The organism is Nitrincola iocasae (assembly GCF_008727795.1).
Classification (GTDB): domain Bacteria; phylum Pseudomonadota; class Gammaproteobacteria; order Pseudomonadales; family Balneatricaceae; genus Nitrincola; species Nitrincola iocasae.
This window is the reverse complement of record NZ_CP044222.1, coordinates 2,435,988-2,455,193: the sequence shown is the minus strand read 5'-3', so window position 1 is coordinate 2,455,193 and position 19,206 is coordinate 2,435,988. Positions and strand designations below refer to the sequence as shown.

Sequence of the window (19,206 nt, the reverse complement as noted above, 5' to 3'; positions counted from 1 at the left end):
CCGCTCTGCCTCTGCTTGGCAGTGGTGATGGTTGGTTTAAATCGGGAGAATTAGTTAGTGATGCAATGGTTTAAGAGTGAGCGATTGTCTGCGAAGGGTTCTACCTTGCTTGGTATGGTACTACTCCTTGTCTTGGTGGGTTGTCAGGCAGACGATGATGTTGCTCAAGCGTCGAGTGCACCCTCTGCGGCACCCGTGCGTGTAGTGACAGTTAACCTGCGTGAAGTGACCCTGACAGAAGAGTATGCCGCACGTGTTCAAGGTTCACGCGAAATTGAAGTGCGGGCACGTGTTGCCGGTGTATTGGAAGAGCGCCTGTATGTTGAAGGTCAGGTTGTAGAGCAGGGCACGCCACTATTTCGCATTGATCCTGAAATCTATGAAATAGAGTTGCAGCGTGCCAGTGCAGAGCGAGCTAATGCGCGCGCTGAGCTGAATCAGACTAATCGTGAATGGCAGCGCATCAGTGCACTCTACCAACAAAATGCAGTCAGTCAGCGCGATCGGGATAATAGCATGTCGGCCAGAGAGCTTGCTGAGGCGCGTTTGGCACTAACTGAAGCGGGTGTAGCAGCGGCTGAACTTAACCTGAGTTACACGCAGGTAGAGGCACCTTTGTCGGGCATCACCGGCCTGGAAAGTTTGCCCGAAGGGAGTCTCATCGAACGGGGTACTCTGCTGACTCAGGTTACTCAGCAGGATCCAGTGCATGTGCGCTTCTCTCTGCCGGAACGCGATGCGGCGATTCAGCAAGCCGCACGCCGAGCTATGCGTGGCGAACCACTCAATGGAACACGTGAAGCCCGTTTGCAACTGCCTGATGGACAGATCTATGCACTGGTAGGCCGGATTGACTTTACCGATAGCAGTATTGACCCACGTACAGGTAGTGTCTCTGCCCGAGCCGTATTCCCTAATCCTGATGGTGAGTTAGTACCGGGGCAGTTTGTCCGTGTCCGTGTTGATATGCAAACACTGGGTTCGGCTTTTGTTATTCCGCCGGAATCAGTGGGTCAGGGACCACAGGGGCCGCAGGTGTTTGTTATTGAAAACGGCCAGGCACACTCACGCATTGTTGAACTGGGACCGGTGACAGCTGAGGGTCAGGTCATTCTTTCAGGCTTGCAAGCTGGAGATCTGTTGGTGATCAGTGGTCAGGTAATGTTAGGTGATGGTGCCCCTGTACGTGTGCTTGATGCTGATTCACGAGAGGGGGTGTAATGCTGAAATTTTTCATTGACCGACCCATTTTTGCGTCGGTGCTGTCGATTATTATCGTGCTTGCCGGCCTTGCTTCCTTGAGAGCACTTCCTATAGAACAGTATCCTGATGTGGTGCCGCCACAGGTGGTTGTGACAGCAAACTACCCGGGTGCCAGTGCCGAGGTACTGGTTGAAGCTGTAGCAGCACCTTTGGAGCAGGAGATCAACGGTGTTGATAATATGCTCTATATGGAATCCAGCTCTACCGATTCCGGTAGTCTTCAAATTACTATTTCATTCACTATGGGCACTGATCCTGATCAGGCGGCTATTAATGTGAATAACCGGGTCCAGGCTGCTTCCCCGCGTCTGCCGCAACAGGTACGAGATCAAGGGGTCAGTGTCGAAGCGCGCTCCACTAACCTGCTGATGGTGCCGGTACTGTTTTCACCGGATGGAAGTCAGAGTACCCTGTTTTTATCCAATTATGCGTTGCTGAATATCCTTGATGAATTAGTGCGAGTACCAGGTGTTGGTGATGCCTCGTTATTTGCTGTCGAGGATTATTCTATGCGTATCTGGCTCAGCCCAGATAAGTTAGCACAATATGAACTGACGCCTTCAGATGTGGCTGCTGCTATTCGTGAACAAAACGCACAGTTTGCTGCCGGTAGTCTAGGCGCAGAGCCTGTACCCGACGAACAAGCGTTTACTTTTACTGTAACCACCCGTGGTCAGATGTCTGAGCCGGAAGAGTTTGAACGAATCATTCTGCGTTCCGAGGTAGATGGCAGTACTTTGCGTTTGGGTGATGTTGCGCGTGCCGAGCTAGGATCGCAGAGCTATGCCTCATCTGCTACATATAATGGCCAAGCTGCCGTACCTTTGGGGATCTATCTGCAACCTGGAGCGAACGCGCTGCAAACCGGGCAGGCAGTGATTGCGGTGATGGATGATATATCCCAGCGCTTCCCTTCCGGCGTGGAGTACACGATTGCCTATGACACTACTGAGTTTATTGACATTTCTATTAACGAGGTGTTCGTCACCCTGCTGATGGCGGTGCTCTTGGTGGTACTGGTGACCTTCCTGTTTCTTCAGCATTTGCGAGCTACGCTGATTCCGGTGGTTGCTATACCCGTATCACTGATTGGTACCCTGACCGGTATGCTGTTGATGGGCTTCTCCATCAATATGCTGACTCTGTTTGGACTGGTACTGGCAATCGGTATTGTTGTGGATAATGCCATTATCGTGTTGGAAAACGTTGATCGTCTGATCCAGGAAAAGGGTATACCTGCTCGTGAAGCAACGATTGAAACCATGAAGCAAGTATCGGGTGCTGTGATCTCATCGACACTAGTATTGGTTGCCGTATTTGCTCCTGTGGCATTTCTGGGCGGACTCAGTGGCGAGCTCTATCGACAGTTTGCCGTTACGATAGCCGTTTCTGTTGTGGTGTCCGGTGTGGTAGCACTGACCTTGACCCCCGCCATGTGTGCATTGTTGTTGGATAAACAGTCGCATCGGGTAGCTAAGCCTTTTCAGTGGTTCAATACGGCGTTTGACCAGTTAACGGCTGGCTTTTCCTGGCTGGTTTCAAAATTGTTACGTCATGCGCTGATAGGTGTTTTACTGTTTACAGGTGTTATTGTGCTGGCAGTAAGTCTGATGGCTCGTTTGCCATCTGGCCTTGTACCTCAAGAAGATCAAGGTGTTGCTATGGTGGTATTCCAGTTGCCACCGGTATCAGCCCTATCGCGTACATCAGAAGTGCGTGACCAGTTATCTGTCGTCCTGCGGGAACTGGATGAGTTGCAGGCATTCACTGCGATTTCCGGATTTGACATCATCTCCGGTTCCTTGCGTACTAGTGCCGGTGTAGGTTTTGCCAACCTGACAGATTGGAAAGAACGTACCGGCGAAGGGCAGGATGCGCTGTCTCTTGCTGGTCGGATTATGGAGGTGGGTGCGCAGATTCCGGAGGGTGTGGTAGTGGCTTTTACACCGCCCTCTATCATGGGAATGTCATTGACAGGCGGTGTTGAGGGTTATCTTCAAGTCCGTGGTGATGCCACCACTGATGAAGTGGAAGCTCATGTGCGTCGACTGATGACAGCTGCGAATGAACGTCCTGAGTTAGTTAATGCACGTACCACGCTTGATACCCGGGTTCCGCGTTATTCGGCAGAAGTAGACCGGGAAAAAGCTAAAGCGGCTGGTGTGCCGATTAATTCAATCTTTGAGACAATGCAGAGCACGTTTGGATCGTTATATATAAACGACTTTACACTGTCTGGGCGTATCTGGCGGGTTAACTTACAGTCCGAAGCGGAGTTTCGCAGTCAGCCGGAAGATCTGAACAAAGTGTTTGTTCGTTCCGATCAGGGTGAGCTGATCCCGCTTAGCTCTCTGGTTACGCTGGAGCGCCAGACCGGGGCTGATATTCTAAATCGGTTTAATGTCTATTCGGCAGCGAAGTTCCTAGCTGATGCTGCTCCAGGCTATACCACCGGACAGGCCAAAGCAGCAATGGAAGCCGCTGCCGCTGATGTGTTGGATGATAATAATCTACTGATTGGCTGGATTGGTGAAGCCTACCAGTTAGATGTTGCGGCTGGTGCTGGCGGTATGGCATTTGCTATGGGAATGGTGATGGTCTTTCTGATCCTGTCTGCTCAGTATGAGCGTTGGTCATTGCCGCTGGCGGTAGCAACAGCAGTGCCTTTTGGTGTGCTTGGTGCTGCACTGGCATCACTGATGAAAGGTTTCCCCAACGATATCTACTTTCAGGTCGGGTTGCTGGTTTTGATTGGTCTGGCAGCGAAAAACGCTATTCTAATTGTTGAGTTTGCTGTTCAGAATCGCCGTGAAGGTATGAACTCAACTGATGCTGCAATGGCTGCTGCCCAACAGCGCTTTAGAGCGATTTTAATGACGGCTCTAACTTTTATCGTGGGTAACTTGCCATTGGTCTTTGCCAGTGGTGCTAGTGCGGTAAGCCGTCAGGAGATCGGTACCGTAGTGGTTGGCGGGATGCTAATGGCCAGTTCACTGGCACTAATATTTGTCCCCTTGGCCTATAAACTGGTAGAAGATTTTGCCAGTCGGCGACGTTCGCGTCATATGGTTGAGCCGTCCAAGGAGGTGATGGGTGAGTAACCTCGTGCGTTTACCTCTATTGGGTTTGGTGCTGATCTTGACTGGTTGTGCGCTGGGACCGGAATATCAGCGTCCGGCAACTAACCTGCCAGAGCAGTGGTCTGTATCTGAGGCAGATTCACGCATGCAGCATGAGGAGTGGCAGGATTGGTGGCAGAAATATCAGGATCCAAATCTGAATCGTCTGGTGGTTTTGGCGCTGGAAGATAATCTCGACTTGCGCTTGCAACTGGCACGCATTCGCGAAGCACGCGCTCGCCTGGGGTTCACTCAGGCTGATAAGCTCCCGTCCATTAGTACTCAGGCCGATGCAGCACGCGAGCACCAAGCGTCAGATATGACTACAGCTGATCGGTCAACACTTAATAACCAGTTTGCAGTGACAGGTATGCTGAATTACGAGCTTGATCTCTGGGGGCGTCTGGCGCGTGAGCAAGAAGCAGCACAGGCATTACTGGAGCAGAGCCACTTCGTGCATCATGCGTTGGAGTTGAATGTGATTGCAGATCTGGTGGCTACCTATTTTGATCTTCGTAATGCTGAAAATCAGCGTCGTATTACCGAGGCTACCATTGAGTCACGTGAGGAAACGCTTAGGTTGGAGCAGTTACGCTATCAGGCCGGACAGAGTGATGAACTGTCGTTACGTCAGGCTGAGTCTGAGCTTCAGTCTGCGCGAGCACAATACCCTGTGCAGCGTGAACGAATTCGCGTGCTTGAGGGAGCTCTTGCCGTGTTAACTGGTATGTCACCTGCAGAATTGATGGATACCCTCAGCTATGGTGATACCCATTTGGAGGCGATAAGGTTACCAAAGGTGGTGCCTGCACTGATGCCTGCTGAATTGTTGCAGCGTCGTCCGGATATCCGGGCAGTTGAAGCGGTACTGATGGCAGCCAATGCCTCCATAGGTGTGGCCGAAGCCAATCGCTTCCCTCGTTTTAATCTTTCTGCATTACTGAGTAGTAGCAGTTTGGATGCTGCAGATCTGTTCACTAGTGGTGCAGCTGGTTGGGGCCTTTCGGCAGGTCTGGTTGGGCCGTTGATTGATTTTGGTCGGAACCGTTCGCTAGTGGCATCCGCTGAAGCTCAGGCGGAACAGGCTGAAATTCAGTATTTATCCAGCGTACAATTGGCTTTCAATGAAGTGCGAGATGCGCTGGTAATTTATCAGACCAGTGCTGAGCGAACGACAGCTATCAGGCTTCAAGAAGAAGCTTATCAGCGAACCCTGCAACTGGCTGAAATACGATATCGTGAGGGGTTGATTGGATTCATTGAAGTACTGGATGCGCAGCGAGTATTGATGTCGGTGCAGCAGGCGCATTCAGAAGCTATCCGCAATGAGCTGATTGCCAGTGCGACGTTATTCAAAACCTTGGGGGGTGGTTGGGAAGGCTGACCCTTCGACTCAGGACACCTTTACTGTACAGATTAAACGCAGTAATGTGTCCACCATTTCCATGCCGCGCTCTTGAATCGAGTAATCTTGCGGGTATCGGAGCCAGTCGTGAAAGATACCACTCAGCATGGACTGCAGCATACGGGCAGCGGTTTGCGGAGACATATCTGCCCGTAGCTGCCCCTGCTGATCTACAGCATTAAAGTAGGTGGTCAGCATGTCGAAAGCTTCATTGGTGATCTCTTTTTGCATGGCCAGCGAGTCCAACTCAGCCAATCCCCCACTGTGATAGACCAGAATGCTGTGTACTCGATGGTAGCGCGGTTGTTCCAGTCGTCTCAGGCCTTCTATGCAGGCCAGTCGTATCGCTCGTGCAGGGTTCTCTTTCCGGTCAGGTTCATCAAGTTCTTCAATGAACTCTTCGAAGGGTAAACGTACCCGGTCCAGCATTGCACGGAAAACCTCGGCCTTATTCTTAAAGTGCCAATAGACTGCTCCACGTGTTAACCCAGCCTCTTTAGCAATCTGTTCCAGTGTTGCATTAGCTACACCTCGGGCAAGAAAGACATTTTCGGCAGCATCCAGTAATTTTTCACGTGTGGCAGCAGCTTCGGCTTTGGTACGTCGGGCCATTGAGTCTCCAATAAAAGCAGAAAGGAAAGTGCATTATTGTAACCTGACCCCGCTAGTTTTTCATGTTAAAGCGTTTATTTAGATATTATGTGTTTTATTGAGCACTATGGGTAATATCCCTAATACTTTAGTTGTTAATCAAGACTAAAGTCGTTCCCTTGTGTATCGACTTCTCTCTCTATAAGGGTATACCTTTACGACTCCCCGTGAAGTGCGCTGGATTCGCACTTCAATCCGTATTTTAAGGCATAAAACAGAGAGAGCATTATGTTATATCAGCGTAAGCATGGTGAGGAACACCCTTACTGGCCTGCCGGCCCGTTTAAGATTCGGTTGCCGTTTATTCATTATCGCTGGGAAGTGGCGGAAACGATCCAGGCTTTGGTCATGTTTGTGGTCGCTATGGGGATGATCCCCCTGCTTGAGCGCTATCTTGGCCTGCCTTATGACGTTGCTTTAGCGTATGTAGTGATTTGTGGTATCGGCTTTATGCTCCCCAACCTGTTGGGGGTGCCTTTTGTACCTGGGTGGATTACACCGGCGATACCGGTGGTGCTGCTGTTTATCGGTGGTTTTGAGCCGGGTCCAGATGCCATCAGGGCGCTGGTTGCGCTTCAGTTAGTGGTAACCTTTATCTTCCTGTTTATGGGAATAACGCGGTTGGGCTCCAAGCTGGTTAATAACATTCCCAACTCCATCAAGGCCGGGATTTTGCTGGGTGCGGGTATTGCAGCGATTAGTGGTGAAATCAGTGAAGGTGGCCGTTTGTATAATACGCCTATTTCACTCGGTATCGGTGGCTTGATTACCGTGTATGTACTTTTTTCTTTGTCGTTTCGTGACTGGGTGGAGAAGCATCGCTGGGCCAAAATTATTGCCGGTTACGGTATGGTACCGGGTATGCTGATTACCATGGTGATAGGTTGGACTGTGTCCGAGTATCCGCTTCCGGCAGTAGAGTGGGGAGTTGAATTGCCGGCATTTGGTCAGATCTGGAACTACCTGCCGTTTACTATAGGCTTTCCATCTATGTCACTGATTCTGGCCGCTATACCCACGGCGATTATTGCCTATATTATTGCCTTCGGTGATATTATTGTCGGGCAGAGCCTGCTTAAGCGTGTCGATCACCTGCGTCCGGATGAAAAAATTGAAGTTAACGTTGACCGTGTTCATCTGGTCACCGGTATCCGTAACCTGATGCACTCCTTTTTTGCACCTTACCCAGGGCTTGCTGGTCCATTGTTTACCGGTGTAATGGCGACAATTGCTGAGCGCTATCGCTATGGTCGTGGAGCTATGGATACGATTTATTCGGGTGCGGGTGTTTTCTGGATTGTGGGCTTCATTGCACTGTTTCTTTTGCCGCTGGTCACACTCTTCCGTCCGGTATTACCGATCGCCTTGTCTATTACCTTGCTGATAACCGGCTACCTGTGTATTGCTGTTGCTGTTGAGCAGATAGATAATGCCACCTCTATGGGTGTGGCTGGCATTATGGGCGTGGTTCTGGCAACTCATGGTGCGGCCTGGGGGCTTGGGATAGGTTTTGTACTATGGTTATTGATTGAGCTGCGTAGCAAGCAGTCCTTGAAAGAGCACGCCGGGGAGGAGCCGGAGGAACCGATTCATATTGAAGAGGAGCCCGATCCTCTGGTTGTTGCCGAGGGTCAGCAACCACACTAACGGCTGAGATAAACTCATAAAAGCCGCACTGAGCTTGCCAGTGCGGCTTTTATCTATGAGGGGTGCGAATCAGCTGGCAATAGGTTATATTCTTGGTATGAATAAACTTCCTCAAATACAGTTGGTTATAGTCGCACTTCTGCTGTTGGTTCTGGTATCCGGTTGTGCTTCATCACCGCCGCCAGCCAGGGCACAGGATAATATCTGTGACATTATTTCACATGATCCTTCCTGGTATCATGCGGCTAAAAAATCCGAATCCCGCTGGGGCACGTCAGTATCAACCCAGATTGCATTTGTACGCCAGGAATCTGCGTTTCAACATAATGCCAGGCCTCCCAGACCTTATCTGTTTGGTTTGATTCCGATGCCCAGAAAATCATCAGCCTATGGTTATGCACAAGCACAGGATGGCACCTGGAGTGATTACCAGCGAGCCACAGGCAATCGATTGGCTCGGCGTAGCAGCATCGAAGACACACTGGATTTTATCGGTTGGTATAATCGTGTCTCATTTCAGCGTAATGGTGTCGCATTACGTGATACATACAATCTTTATCTTAATTATCATGAAGGCCATACAGGTTTTAAAAACGCCAGCTACAATGCCAAGCCCTGGCTGATCAATGTAGCCCGCCAAGTTCAAAGCCGGGCGCAGTTGTATGAAAGCCAGTTACCGGGTTGTCGTTTGCCCACAGGCTTGTGTCTCTGGCCATTTTGCTGAGCCTGGTCAGCAATAGTGCGCTGAAACTCAGCTAAAATTAAGATAAATAAGTGCAGCAAGGAGTGGCATCATGACTAAAATTTCAAAGCTATTGGTTAATCTTACCACTGACGAGAATACCGAGGGTCTGTTGGAGAAAGCCGTACGCATCGGTCAGTCAACGGGTGCGGGTATCGAACTGTTCAAATGTGGCTATCAGTCTTATCCCAGCAGTATGAATATGGTGGGGCCGACTCTACTTGAGAACCTTCAACACCAGCAATTACGGTTGTTGGAAGAGGAGCTTGATCGTATCGCGGCTTCTTTTCGGCGTTTACAACCTGGCATTACCACAGATGTCGCCTGGGCCAGAGATATTTCCGATGGTGTTTTGACTAAAGTAAAACGTTACCAGCCTGATTTGCTATTACATGAGGTTGCTGAGCATCCGCACCTGTTGCACCGCATACTGGTACCGCAGGACTGGGAATTGCTGCGTGAAGTCAAAGTGCCGCTGTTGTTGTGTAAAGAACGGCCTTGGCCGGATCGTATGCGTTTGGTGGCGGCGATAGATCCCTTTCATCTACATGACAAAGCGGCTTCTATGGACCATGAAATTCTGGAGCAGGCGCGTTTGCTAGCGGAAAGCTTGGGGGCTGAATTGCATATTCTACATACCTATGCATCGGTCCCTCAATCGGCTATTTTTGATGACAGTGTCATTGGTGATTTTGAATCCATGCAAGCGCGCATTAAAGAAGAGCATGAAAACCGGTTAGTCCAGGTAGTGCAAGACTTTGATCCGGATTTTGATCTGTCACTCTTGCATGTTATTGAAGGTGAGATCCACCAGAAACTGCCCGAATTTGTTCGCGATCAGGGCATGAATCTGGTGGTGATGGGCTCGCTTGCCAGAGGCATGTTGGATCGGCTGTTGCTGGGTAGTAGTGTGGAAAGGGTACTGGATGTCGTACCCTGTGATGTACTGGTGTTAAAACCGGATGCTGCTTAGTAATCAAACTCCGACCAGACAGGGGCATGATCAGAGGGTTTGATCATGCCACGCACGTCATAATCTATATCGCTTGCGATACACGTTTGAGTTAAAACTGGTGTGGTGAGGATAGCATCAATGCGCAGACCACGTTTGGGATCATCTTCAAAGCCTTTACTACGGTAATCAAACCAGCTGAATTTGTCGTCTTTGTGTGGATGGACCTTACGGTAGCTGTCCTGAAGACCCCACTGATGCAGTTTAGATAACCATTCACGCTCTTCCGGCTGAAAGCTGGTCTTGCCGGTCTTGAGCCAGCGTAGGCGGTTAGGTTCACCTATGCCGATGTCGATATCTTCAGCCGAAATATTCAGATCTCCCATCACCACCAGCGCTTGATCAGTCGAGTATTGAGTCTGTAGCAGGCTGAGCAGATCAGCATAAAACTTACGCTTAGCGGGAAACTTAATTGCGTGGGCAATGTTTTCTCCCTGTGGGAAATAGCCGTTAATGACCGTGTAGGTTTTTCCGGAAGCACTGATAAAATCACCGGTTATCAAGCGTTTTTGAGCTGTGTCATCGTCACTTGGGAAGCCTTTCTCTATCCGCAAAGCTGGTTGCCGCGATAGCAGGCACACACCGTAATGGGTTTTTTGACCATGGAAATAGGCGTGGTAACCCAGCGCTTCAATTTCAGCCAGTGGGAAGGCTTCGTCGGTGACTTTAGTTTCCTGTATGCCGATAACATCTGGCTGATGGGCCTCAATTAGTGCTTCCAGTTGATGTATGCGCATACGGATACTATTGGTATTGAACGAAACCAGTTTCATAAAGCTCACTCTTGGATTGTCATAAGAGGCATTATTCTAAAAGGCTTCAGCCAATCCGGCAAACTGATTGAGGAGTTTTATTGATAGTTAATATTAATAAGTTTTTTAGCTTAACTAGATTGGTCAGTATCTGGCTACAGCGTGTATCCTAATCACTATTCTGAAAACCTGAGGAGTCAGTCGTGAGTCAGTTTGATTTTGATCTGTTTGTTATCGGTGCAGGGTCGGGTGGTGTGAGAGCAGCACGTATGGCCGCATCCATGGGTGTGCGGGTGGCGATCGCCGAAGAGCGTTATCTGGGTGGTACCTGTGTCAACGTTGGCTGTGTGCCGAAAAAGCTCTATGTCTATGCTTCACACTATGCTGAAGGTTTTCATGAAGCGGCTGGCTTTGGTCTTCAGACCGAGTCACTAAGCTTTGACTGGCCGACACTCAGAGACAATAAAATCCGGGAAATCAGTCGATTGAATGGTATCTATGAAAAGATGCTGTTGAACGCTGGCTGTACACTGATTCAGGAGCGCGCCACAGTAGTCGGCCCCCACGAGGTTAAAGTGGGAGATAAAACCTACAGCGCTGAACGTATTCTGGTTGCTGTAGGTGGCTGGCCGTTTGTGCCAGATATTCCTGGAGCTGAACACATTATTAGCTCCAATGAAGTGTTTGATCTGGATCGTTTTCCTGACAAAGTCATCGTTGTTGGCGGCGGCTATATCGCTGTCGAGTTCGCCGGTATTTTTGCCGGGTTGGGAGCAGAAACGCATCTGGTACATCGCGGTGAGCTGTTTCTGAAAGGCTTTGATCAGGAGGTGCGTGAGTTTACTGCCCGTGAAGTCGCTAAAAAAGGGGTGCAGTTGCACTTCAATACAAACCTGACAGGGATAGAAAAAACGCCTGAGGGTAAACTGATTGCACAGTTCGATGATGGCCACCAGGAAATAGCTGATCAGATCATGTATGCAACCGGTCGTGTACCCAAGACTCAGGGGTTGGGGCTGGAGCAGGTTGGCGTTAAGCTCAGTGGTAAGGGTGCTGTAGTGGTGAACGATCAGTTCCAGACGGTTGTGCCTTCGATTTATGCCGTTGGGGATGTGATTGACCGGGTACAATTGACACCCGTGGCTTTAGCGGAAGGGATGGCGTTGGTTCGCTCGCTTTATGCGCAGGGAAATCCGGCGGTGGACTATGAATTGATTCCAACGGCGGTGTTCTGCCAACCCAACATCGGTACCGTGGGATTGACTGAAGAGCAAGCGTGTGAACGCTATTCGAAGGTGGATGTGTATCGTTCAGAGTTCCGGGCGATGAAGCATACACTGAGTGGCAGTGATGAGCGTACCTTGATGAAGCTGCTGGTCGACCGTGAAACAGATAAAGTGCTGGGTGTGCATATGGTCGGTGCCGAAGCAGGGGAGATCATTCAGGGGATTGCTGTAGCGCTGAAGGCAGGCGCAACCAAAGCGGTATTCGATGCCACCATTGGCATACATCCTACCGCGGCTGAGGAGTTTGTTACGATGCGTGAACCTTCAAGCCCTTTTACCGGTTGAGTTAGACTTGGCTGTCGTTAACCGGCAGCCAGATACGAATATTACGGAACCAGTTTAGGCTTTCCAGCTCTTCTTGCAGATTGGTTTCCAGTGTTTGTCCAGCCAGTCCGGTATTTTCCAGCAATGCATAGATCTCGTGGCTAAACTTGATTTCGAGTTCGATGAACTTGGGTGCATAGTAGATGGTCAGTTCATAGGCTGGACAATCACCTAATAGTCGACTGACAGCGGCGTTCAGGTGGTTTTCCACCTCATTGCGTGAAGGCATCAGTGGTTGCGTGAGATCGGGTATTAACTCATCGTCATAAGTGTCGATGTGGTAGATGATGTAACCTATGTCATCAAAACGGTCTTTAAGTTTGGCGCAAACGATATCACCAATAAAGTGTCCTTCAGACGCGCTCATGTGAGCAGGTATCTGCAGATGCATCTCCAGCAGACCCTGCCCTCCCATCATACGGGTTCTGAAGTTGTGTACATCGATCACACCGTCAACTGACAGCGCCGTTTCACGCAGCTGGTTGACCCGTTCCTGTGGCAGCCCGGTATCAACCAGTTCAGCCAGACTTTTAAGTAGCAGGTCGATACCTATCTTGGCGATTAACAGCGCAACCAGCACGGCCGCGAGTGCATCCAGCCACCAGACACCCAGAATAGCTCCGGCTATAGCTATCAGGACAACAATCGATGATAGAGAATCTGTTCGATGATGCCATGCATTGGCAATGATCAGATTGGAATGGTTTGCTTTACCCACTTTCAGGGTATAGAAAAACAGCACTTCATTAGCCAGAATCGAAATGGCAGCGATGATCAGCGCTGGCCAGGATGGTGGTGAAGGGATTTCGCCCGCAAAGAGTAACTTGAGGCTGTCCCAAGTCATGAAACCAGCAACTGAAAGCAGAATGACTGCCAGAAATACGGTGCCTAGTGTTTCAAATCGACCATGCCCCCAAGGGTGCTCTTTGTCCGGTTTTTTGTGAGAAATGCCCAGCAGAAATATGACCATCATGTCGGTGGCCATGTCAGATAACGAGTGCAGCCCGTCAGCAATTAGTGCGGTGGAGCCGGTCAAAACACCACCGATTACCTTCAGCGCGCTTAAGAGTGCATTGACGATGGCGCCAATGATGCTGATTCGTTGAGCTGCCGCCTGTCGCTGATCGGATGTGTCGCGCATCTGTAAAAAACCGCATGAATAAAAAATCACTATCTTACCCTGTGTCAGCTTGAGCTGCCATCATGAATAGTTAGAAATAAAAGCGACACGGGAATGAAATAAAATGTGAATAACATTCGATAAAAGGGTTGACAGGCGAAAGATCTTCACAAAAACGGAAAAAACAAAATCCAATCCGGAAATTCTTGATAAGTCGTCAAAAAATACCATAACTATTTGATTTTTATATATAAAAATAAGTGATTAATTTTTGATCAATCTGTGTTGGGGCGTGTGGAAACGGGGTTAAAAAACACTTATTGTCGTTCTTTGCACAGGGTTATCCACAGAAGTTGTGAGTAGGCTTATACAGCCTATGTATACTGCGGGGTTCAGCGTTTTGGACAGGCCTTTCGGCCAGGCTTGAAAGGCTAAAAAGTTTTTTGCAATGCAGCATTTAGCCTGTGCTTCTGCTAAAATTTTTGCATCATTCAGAAAAGTCAAAAGCGGGTTGATTTTATGCAAGCGACACTGGTTAGTCAGATCTTTCTGCCTTTTGCTTTGTTCATTATTATGCTCAGTGTCGGCATGTCACTTAAACTGTCGGATTTTATGCGTGTCGCCCGACAGCCTGTTCCGGTTTTTCTGGGTATCCTGACGCAGTTATTAATGCTACCTGTACTCGGTTGGATTGTAGTACAGCTGTTTAATCTGCCGCCATTGCTTGCTGCAGGACTGATGATATTAACGTTTGCTCCCGGTGGCGCCACGTCGAATGCGATTACCTTGCTGGCCAGGGGGGATGCAGCGCTGTCAGTGTCGTTGACCGCCATTAATAGCCTGATTATTCCGTTTACTCTGCCGCTACTGACAGCCTTGATTCTGAGCTGGCTATCATTGGAAGCCACGCTAATCCGTTTTCCGGTAGCTCAGGCAATCGGTCAGATGATATTGATTACTTTGTTACCGGTGATATTAGGCATGTTGTTTAGTCAGTATTGTTCGGAACTGAATCGTAAACTTCGCGCTCTGTTTCGTTCATTAGCGCTGATCCTGATGTTAATGACCGTTATTTTGCTGGTAGTCAGCAGTTGGGATCGTTTGACAGTATTACTGCCTCAGCTTGCGCTGCCAGTTTTGGTTTTGGTATTAGCCGCTATGAGCCTGGGTTATGTACTTGCCAGACTGGTGGGGCTGGATGAGCCGCAGCAGATTACATTGCTGGTGGAAGTGGGGCTGCAGAATGCCGGAACTGCGTTATTGGTGACCAGCACCCTGTTGCAGAGTCCGGAGATGTCGGCCAGTGCATTGGTTTATGGTGTGTTGATGCAATTGCCTGCGCTGCTGTTGATTGCCTGGCGTAACCGTTTTTGGTTGTTTGGCATCCTGAAGCAACTGTCGGTGGGTAATTAATCTATGCCAATCAGTTTGTGGGTTTGCAGGCTGAGTTTCCAGCGTGGATGGGCTTTACAATAGTCAATGCAAGCAACCAGTGATGCTGCTTGAGCTGGGCCATCCATGGGTTGCAGATAAAAGTGGTCGAACTGCAACTGCTCAAAGCGCTCAGGTAAAGCCTGAGTCTGGGGATAAACCAGTTTTAGCTCATTACCTCCTTGCAGATATAAGGGCGTATCTGCTTTGGGGCTGACACAGATCCAGTCGATGCCGTCAGGCAGCGGTTTGGTGCCATTGGTTTCTACGGCAATAATAAATCCTTCCTGGTGCAAAGCGTCCACCAATGTTTGATCCAGCTGCAGAGCAGGCTCACCACCGGTGCAAACCAGATATGGGGGCTGTGTAGTGGTGAGTGGCCAAAAGCACTTCAGGTGAGCCACCAGCGCCTCTGCAGAAGCAAACTTGCCACCGTTCTGTCCATCGGTACCGACAAAGTCTGTATCACAAAAATTACATACCGCTGAGGCACGGTCCTGTTCACGACCAGACCAGAGGTTGCAGCCGGTAAAGCGACAGAAAATAGCCGGGCGACCCGCATGTGCACCTTCTCCCTGCAGGGTGTAGAAGCTTTCTTTTACGCTGTACATGACGGTACTCTGTTTGGCGCTGAGTTAAAAAACGAATTTCCCGGCAGATTAATCGCTGACAGGTTCGCCACCGAAGCTGTTTGCCAGTGCCGGTAGCAGGCGAGTCATTTCCAGTCCCATACGGGTAACCGCGGCATCAAAGTCTGCCACTTCGTCTTCCGGACGGTCGTGTTCCAGTTGCTCATTATACTGGTCCGTCAATTTGAGGCGGTGAAGGGTCAGATCGGCATGCAATACAAAGCTAAGTTGCTCTTCCCAGGTAACCGCAAGACGAGTGACCTGCATGTCAGTATCCAGATGCGCACGTATTTCATCACTGAATAATGGTTGCCCCTTGATACGAATGACGCCCCCCTCGGCAGAGGTGTCGCGTAGCTCACATTCATCATCTACTTCAAAGCCACTGCTGACCTGGTGGATATCCTGTAACCACTGTGTCATCACACTGGCTGGAGCCTGATTAACATTCAGGGGTTTTACTTTGAGTGAGCCAAGGGCCTCGCGTAATGCATTCAGTAACAGCTCACCCCGGTTGAAACTGCCAGAGTCGATCAGCAACCAGCCTTGCTCCGGCATTAGCAGGGCACGGCAACTCTGGCGCTTGGAGAAAGCGCGTGGTAACAGTTCCAGCACGACTTCATCTTTAAGTTGGTCTTTCTCTTTTTTGTAGACTTTGCGTGCGTCAGCGGCCTCTATACGACTGACTCGTTCCTGCACCTCATCACGAATGACACTGGCTGGCAGAATACGCTCTTCCCGCAACAGGGTGATCAGCATAAAACCGCTGCTGGTGAACACTAAAGAATCAGCAAAAGGGCAGGGAGCTACCCAGCCACTGCGCTGTAATTCATGGCGTCCACAGGGGGTGAAAGGGTGTTCTGACAGCGCTTTTTCAAGAATTTCCGGTGACAGGGTTGAATCAGGTTCAAAGCGGTAGCAAAGCAAATTTTTAAAACTGTTCATGATTGTTACAGGCCCTCATAAGCCAGCAGGCTAAATACGGCGACATTACTGTCCTGGATTTTTTGAGAACCCATCAGGTCGGGCAAATCAATCAGTGAGGCGACTTCATGAACCTTGCCACCGAGCTTGTTGATCAGGGATAAAGCGGCCATGACCGTGCCACCGGTAGCAATCAGATCGTCAAATACCAGCACGTTAGCTTCAGCTACTGGCTGTAGCGCATCTGTCTGCATTTCGATGGCAGCGGTACCATATTCTAAATTGTATTCCTGAGACAGAGTGTCGCCGGGCAATTTACCTTTTTTTCGAATCAGTACCATCGGCAGATTTAACTGATAAGCAACCACTGATCCAAGAATAAAACCCCGGGCATCAATGCAGGCTATGTGGGTTATATCCGTGTTCATGTAGCGCTGGATAAACGCATCACAAACCATGCGCATAGCCTTGGGATCTTTAAAAACAGGAGTCACATCACGAAAAATGACACCGGGTTCCGGCCAGTCAGGGATCGAGCGGATCACCGACTTGATATAGAGTTCGTCGTAGGACATTTATGTCTCCGAAGGCAAGGGATTCAGCTTGTGGATGCGCTGATTAGCGGCCGCTCTTGCAGGCATTATCAGTAGATTGAGCTTCGCCTGAGTGCTCGTTGAGCTTTTCACTGTCCAGGATTTCAACTTCTTTTCCATCTACATGGATCAGTCCCAGCGTCTGAAAACGGGTAAATATACGGCTGATGGTTTCAACGGCGAGTCCCAGATAGTTGCCTATCTCGTTACGTGACATGGATAACCGGAAGAAGCTGGCTGAATAGCCGCGTTCATGAAATCGCTGCGATAGCTTCAGCAGGAAGCTGGCTACGCGTTGTTCGGCATTTTTCTTCGATAACAGCATCATCATCTGTTGGTCGTTACAGATTTCCTTGCTCATGGTACGCAGTAACTGACGTCTGAGTTCTGGCATGTGTCCGGAAAGTTCATCCAGGCGTTCAAAGGGAATTTCGCACACCGTAGTGGTTTCCAGCACTTTAACTGATACTGGGTAGGTCGATGTATCGTAAGCACTTAAACCGACCAGTTCACCGGGGAAAAAGAAGCCAGTGATCTGCTCTTCACCGTCATCGGTAATACTGTAGCTTTTTACCGAGCCAGCACGAATGGCATAAACGCTGCCAAAGGTATCACCTTGGCGAAATAGGTGCTCACCCTTTTTTAAGGGTCGACTTTTGTCGATGATCGTATCCAGCCGTTCCATTTCTGTCATGTTGAGTGACACCGGCAGGCAAAGAGAACTCAAACTGCAGGTACTGCAATGCACCTGATTCAGGCTGTGGAGCTTACCCGTTGCTTTTTTATTTTCCATTTGCTTACTTTCCCGTGAACTCATAGTTATAGGCACCATTATGTAACATTTCTGCGGCAGGGTGAAGGCTGCACCAGAATAGTTCAGCCTATTCTGCTAGCGCCGATGTTAAATAATGCGTGAATAACCCCGTGTCGGCTGTTGTTTGGGTATGTAAGCGTCGAATGCCATACAAATACGGCGGATGAGCAGACGACCCGAAGGGGTAACACTGATATGGCGTCCTTGACGCTGAATCAGACCATCGTCTTCAAACTGAGCCAGTTCTGCTAACTCTGCAGCAAAGTATTGATCAAAGTTTAGATTGAAACGTTTTTCGATTGCAGCAGGATTCAATTCAAAGTGGCAAATCAGCTGGTTAATCACCGCTCCTCGGATAAGGTCATCATCAGTCAGACAGACCCCGCGTTTGATGGCGTGCTGCTGTTGTGTCACCGCTTGCGTGTAGGCTGCCAGGTCGTGTTCATTCTGGTAATAAACCCGGCCTATCTGGCTGATTGCTGAAACGCCCATGGCCACCAGATCACATTCAGCATGCGTTGTGTAGCCCTGAAAGTTTCGATGCAGTTGACCTGCCGCCTGAGCCAGTGCCAAGCTATCATCGGGTTTGGCAAAATGGTCCATGCCGATATAGACATAACCTGCGTCCAGCAGTTTATCAATAGTGTTTTGTAGTATCGCCAGCTTGGTTTCCGGCGAGGGCAGTTCATCTGAATTGATATGTTTTTGAGAGCGAAAACGGTCCGGGAGGTGGGCGTAGTTAAACACTGACAGGCGATCAGGATTCATGCCGATGACTACGTCCAGGGTCGCATCAAAACTTTGCTCAGTCTGATGCGGCAGACCATAAATCAGGTCCATGTTGATGGATGAAAAGCCCAATTGTCGCGATTTATCCAGAACTGCCTGGGTTTGTTCCAATGGTTGTACGCGATTGACGGCACTCTGCACCTTAGGGTCCAGATCCTGCACCCCTAAGCTGATGCGGTTAAAGCCTGTTTTGCGCAACACCTCCAGTGTTTCCGGGCTGGCTTCGCGTGGATCGATTTCAATCGAATAATCCCCTTTGTCATCATCACGCAGATTAAATTGACTGCGCAAAGCAGACATAAGCTCATGCATTTGCTGGTCGCTGATAAATGTCGGTGTACCACCGCCCCAGTGCAACTGATCCACGATCCGGTCATCACTGTACCATTGTGACAGCTGCTTCATTTCGCGATAAACAGTTTCGAGGTAAGGTTGAGCCCGGTCACGATTGCGGGTGATAACCTTGTTGCAGGCACAGTAATAACAAACATGGGCACAAAAAGGGATATGAACATAGAGTGACAAGGGGGCAGACTTGTCAGCTGAAGCTTGCCCCTGGGTAATCAGCGATTCAGGTGAAAGTGCCGGATCAAACTGCACTGCTGTCGGGTAGGAAGTATAGCGTGGGCCTGACAGATCATAGCGTTTAATCAGATCCATATTCCATACAATGCGGCTATCGTTTATCACCAAAAATACCTCAAT

16 protein-coding genes are annotated in these 19,206 nt (G+C 49.5%); 8 read left to right on the top strand and 8 right to left on the bottom strand.

Translation table 11 applies throughout. The features are described from left to right. Positions 1 to 60: 60 nt before the first annotated feature. The 3 genes from F5I99_RS11330 to F5I99_RS11320 are packed head-to-tail and all read left to right on the top strand — an operon-like array spanning position 61 to position 5,766. Positions 61 to 1,221: an efflux RND transporter periplasmic adaptor subunit gene (locus tag F5I99_RS11330; RefSeq protein WP_151056086.1), complete on the top strand. Its 1,161-nt coding sequence runs from the start codon at positions 61 to 63 to the stop codon at positions 1,219 to 1,221. Continuing rightward, positions 1,221 to 4,364, top strand: a complete 3,144-nt coding sequence (locus F5I99_RS11325; protein ID WP_151056085.1) for an efflux RND transporter permease subunit — start codon at positions 1,221 to 1,223, stop codon at positions 4,362 to 4,364. Before F5I99_RS11330 ends, F5I99_RS11325 begins: the two co-directional genes overlap by 1 nt. After that, positions 4,357 to 5,766, top strand: a complete 1,410-nt coding sequence (locus F5I99_RS11320) for an efflux transporter outer membrane subunit (protein WP_225307384.1) — start codon at positions 4,357 to 4,359, stop codon at positions 5,764 to 5,766. Before F5I99_RS11325 ends, F5I99_RS11320 begins: the two co-directional genes overlap by 8 nt. Positions 5,767 to 5,775: 9 nt before the next feature. Here the strand turns inward: F5I99_RS11320 and F5I99_RS11315 are convergent, their stop codons facing one another. Next, positions 5,776 to 6,399: a TetR family transcriptional regulator gene (locus F5I99_RS11315; RefSeq protein WP_151056083.1), complete on the bottom strand. Its 624-nt coding sequence runs from the start codon at positions 6,397 to 6,399 to the stop codon at positions 5,776 to 5,778. A gap of 267 nt (positions 6,400 to 6,666) precedes the next feature. Between F5I99_RS11315 and F5I99_RS11310 the strand changes: the two genes are divergently transcribed. The 3 genes from F5I99_RS11310 (at position 6,667) to F5I99_RS11300 (ending at position 9,800) form a co-directional block, all read left to right on the top strand. Next, positions 6,667 to 8,085, top strand: coding sequence for a solute carrier family 23 protein (locus F5I99_RS11310; protein WP_151056081.1), 1,419 nt, complete (start codon positions 6,667 to 6,669; stop codon positions 8,083 to 8,085). A gap of 97 nt (positions 8,086 to 8,182) precedes the next feature. Then, positions 8,183 to 8,809, top strand: coding sequence for a transglycosylase SLT domain-containing protein (locus tag F5I99_RS11305; protein ID WP_151056079.1), 627 nt, complete (start codon positions 8,183 to 8,185; stop codon positions 8,807 to 8,809). Positions 8,810 to 8,879: 70 nt separating this feature from the next. Beyond that, positions 8,880 to 9,800, top strand: a complete 921-nt coding sequence (locus tag F5I99_RS11300; protein WP_151056077.1) for a universal stress protein — start codon at positions 8,880 to 8,882, stop codon at positions 9,798 to 9,800. On the opposite strand, the gene xthA is transcribed toward F5I99_RS11300, so the two are convergent. Beyond that, positions 9,797 to 10,612 (bottom strand): exodeoxyribonuclease III, encoded by an 816-nt coding sequence (gene xthA, locus F5I99_RS11295; RefSeq protein WP_151056075.1) that lies wholly within the window; start codon positions 10,610 to 10,612, stop codon positions 9,797 to 9,799. The two genes, F5I99_RS11300 and xthA, sit on opposite strands and share 4 nt — an antisense overlap. Positions 10,613 to 10,794: 182 nt before the next feature. On the opposite strand from xthA, the gene gorA reads away from it, so the two are divergent. Next, positions 10,795 to 12,162: a glutathione-disulfide reductase gene (gene gorA, locus F5I99_RS11290; RefSeq protein ID WP_151056073.1), complete on the top strand. Its 1,368-nt coding sequence runs from the start codon at positions 10,795 to 10,797 to the stop codon at positions 12,160 to 12,162. A gap of 1 nt (position 12,163) precedes the next feature. Here gorA and F5I99_RS11285 read toward each other — a convergent pair whose 3' ends face one another. After that, positions 12,164 to 13,342 carry a cation diffusion facilitator family transporter gene (locus F5I99_RS11285; RefSeq protein WP_151056071.1) on the bottom strand — a complete coding sequence of 393 codons (1,179 nt, stop codon included), beginning with the start codon at positions 13,340 to 13,342 and terminating at the stop codon, positions 12,164 to 12,166. 498 nt (positions 13,343 to 13,840) lie between these two features. On the opposite strand from F5I99_RS11285, the gene F5I99_RS11280 reads away from it, so the two are divergent. Then, positions 13,841 to 14,734, top strand: a complete 894-nt coding sequence (locus F5I99_RS11280) for a bile acid:sodium symporter family protein (protein WP_151056069.1) — start codon at positions 13,841 to 13,843, stop codon at positions 14,732 to 14,734. Here F5I99_RS11280 and queE read toward each other — a convergent pair. From queE to hemN, 5 genes are all read right to left on the bottom strand, one after another. After that, positions 14,731 to 15,363 (bottom strand): 7-carboxy-7-deazaguanine synthase, encoded by a 633-nt coding sequence (gene queE, locus F5I99_RS11275; RefSeq protein ID WP_151056067.1) that lies wholly within the window; start codon positions 15,361 to 15,363, stop codon positions 14,731 to 14,733. The two genes, F5I99_RS11280 and queE, sit on opposite strands and share 4 nt — an antisense overlap. A gap of 48 nt (positions 15,364 to 15,411) precedes the next feature. Beyond that, positions 15,412 to 16,326, bottom strand: coding sequence for a recombination-associated protein RdgC (locus F5I99_RS11270; protein ID WP_151056065.1), 915 nt, complete (start codon positions 16,324 to 16,326; stop codon positions 15,412 to 15,414). 5 nt (positions 16,327 to 16,331) lie between these two features. Continuing rightward, on the bottom strand, positions 16,332 to 16,880 hold the full coding sequence (locus F5I99_RS11265; protein ID WP_151056063.1) for an adenine phosphoribosyltransferase: 549 nt from the start codon (positions 16,878 to 16,880) through the stop codon (positions 16,332 to 16,334). Positions 16,881 to 16,923: 43 nt separating this feature from the next. Beyond that, the gene (fnr, locus tag F5I99_RS11260) at positions 16,924 to 17,691 is read right to left on the bottom strand and encodes a fumarate/nitrate reduction transcriptional regulator Fnr (RefSeq protein WP_151056061.1); all 768 of its coding nucleotides are present in this window, start codon (positions 17,689 to 17,691) and stop codon (positions 16,924 to 16,926) included. Positions 17,692 to 17,799: 108 nt separating this feature from the next. Then, positions 17,800 to 19,188 (bottom strand): oxygen-independent coproporphyrinogen III oxidase, encoded by a 1,389-nt coding sequence (gene hemN / locus F5I99_RS11255; RefSeq protein ID WP_225307655.1) that lies wholly within the window; start codon positions 19,186 to 19,188, stop codon positions 17,800 to 17,802. Between the last annotated feature and the right edge of the window lie 18 nt (positions 19,189 to 19,206).

Excerpts from the sequence above, each read along its gene's own strand:
- F5I99_RS11330 (WP_151056086.1), top strand. The coding sequence starts at position 61 with ATGCAATGGTTTAAGAGTGAGCGATTGTCTGCGAAGGGTTCTACCTTG.
- F5I99_RS11325 (WP_151056085.1), top strand. The coding sequence starts at position 1,221 with ATGCTGAAATTTTTCATTGACCGACCCATTTTTGCGTCGGTGCTGTCG.
- F5I99_RS11315 (WP_151056083.1), bottom strand. The coding sequence starts at position 6,399 with ATGGCCCGACGTACCAAAGCCGAAGCTGCTGCCACACGTGAAAAATTA.
- F5I99_RS11310 (WP_151056081.1), top strand. The coding sequence starts at position 6,667 with ATGTTATATCAGCGTAAGCATGGTGAGGAACACCCTTACTGGCCTGCC.
- F5I99_RS11305 (WP_151056079.1), top strand. The coding sequence starts at position 8,183 with ATGAATAAACTTCCTCAAATACAGTTGGTTATAGTCGCACTTCTGCTG.
- F5I99_RS11300 (WP_151056077.1), top strand. The coding sequence starts at position 8,880 with ATGACTAAAATTTCAAAGCTATTGGTTAATCTTACCACTGACGAGAAT.
- xthA (WP_151056075.1), bottom strand. The coding sequence starts at position 10,612 with ATGAAACTGGTTTCGTTCAATACCAATAGTATCCGTATGCGCATACAT.
- F5I99_RS11285 (WP_151056071.1), bottom strand. The coding sequence starts at position 13,342 with ATGCGCGACACATCCGATCAGCGACAGGCGGCAGCTCAACGAATCAGC.
- F5I99_RS11280 (WP_151056069.1), top strand. The coding sequence starts at position 13,841 with ATGCAAGCGACACTGGTTAGTCAGATCTTTCTGCCTTTTGCTTTGTTC.
- queE (WP_151056067.1), bottom strand. The coding sequence starts at position 15,363 with ATGTACAGCGTAAAAGAAAGCTTCTACACCCTGCAGGGAGAAGGTGCA.
- F5I99_RS11270 (WP_151056065.1), bottom strand. The coding sequence starts at position 16,326 with ATGAACAGTTTTAAAAATTTGCTTTGCTACCGCTTTGAACCTGATTCA.
- F5I99_RS11265 (WP_151056063.1), bottom strand. The coding sequence starts at position 16,880 with ATGTCCTACGACGAACTCTATATCAAGTCGGTGATCCGCTCGATCCCT.
- fnr (WP_151056061.1), bottom strand. The coding sequence starts at position 17,691 with ATGGAAAATAAAAAAGCAACGGGTAAGCTCCACAGCCTGAATCAGGTG.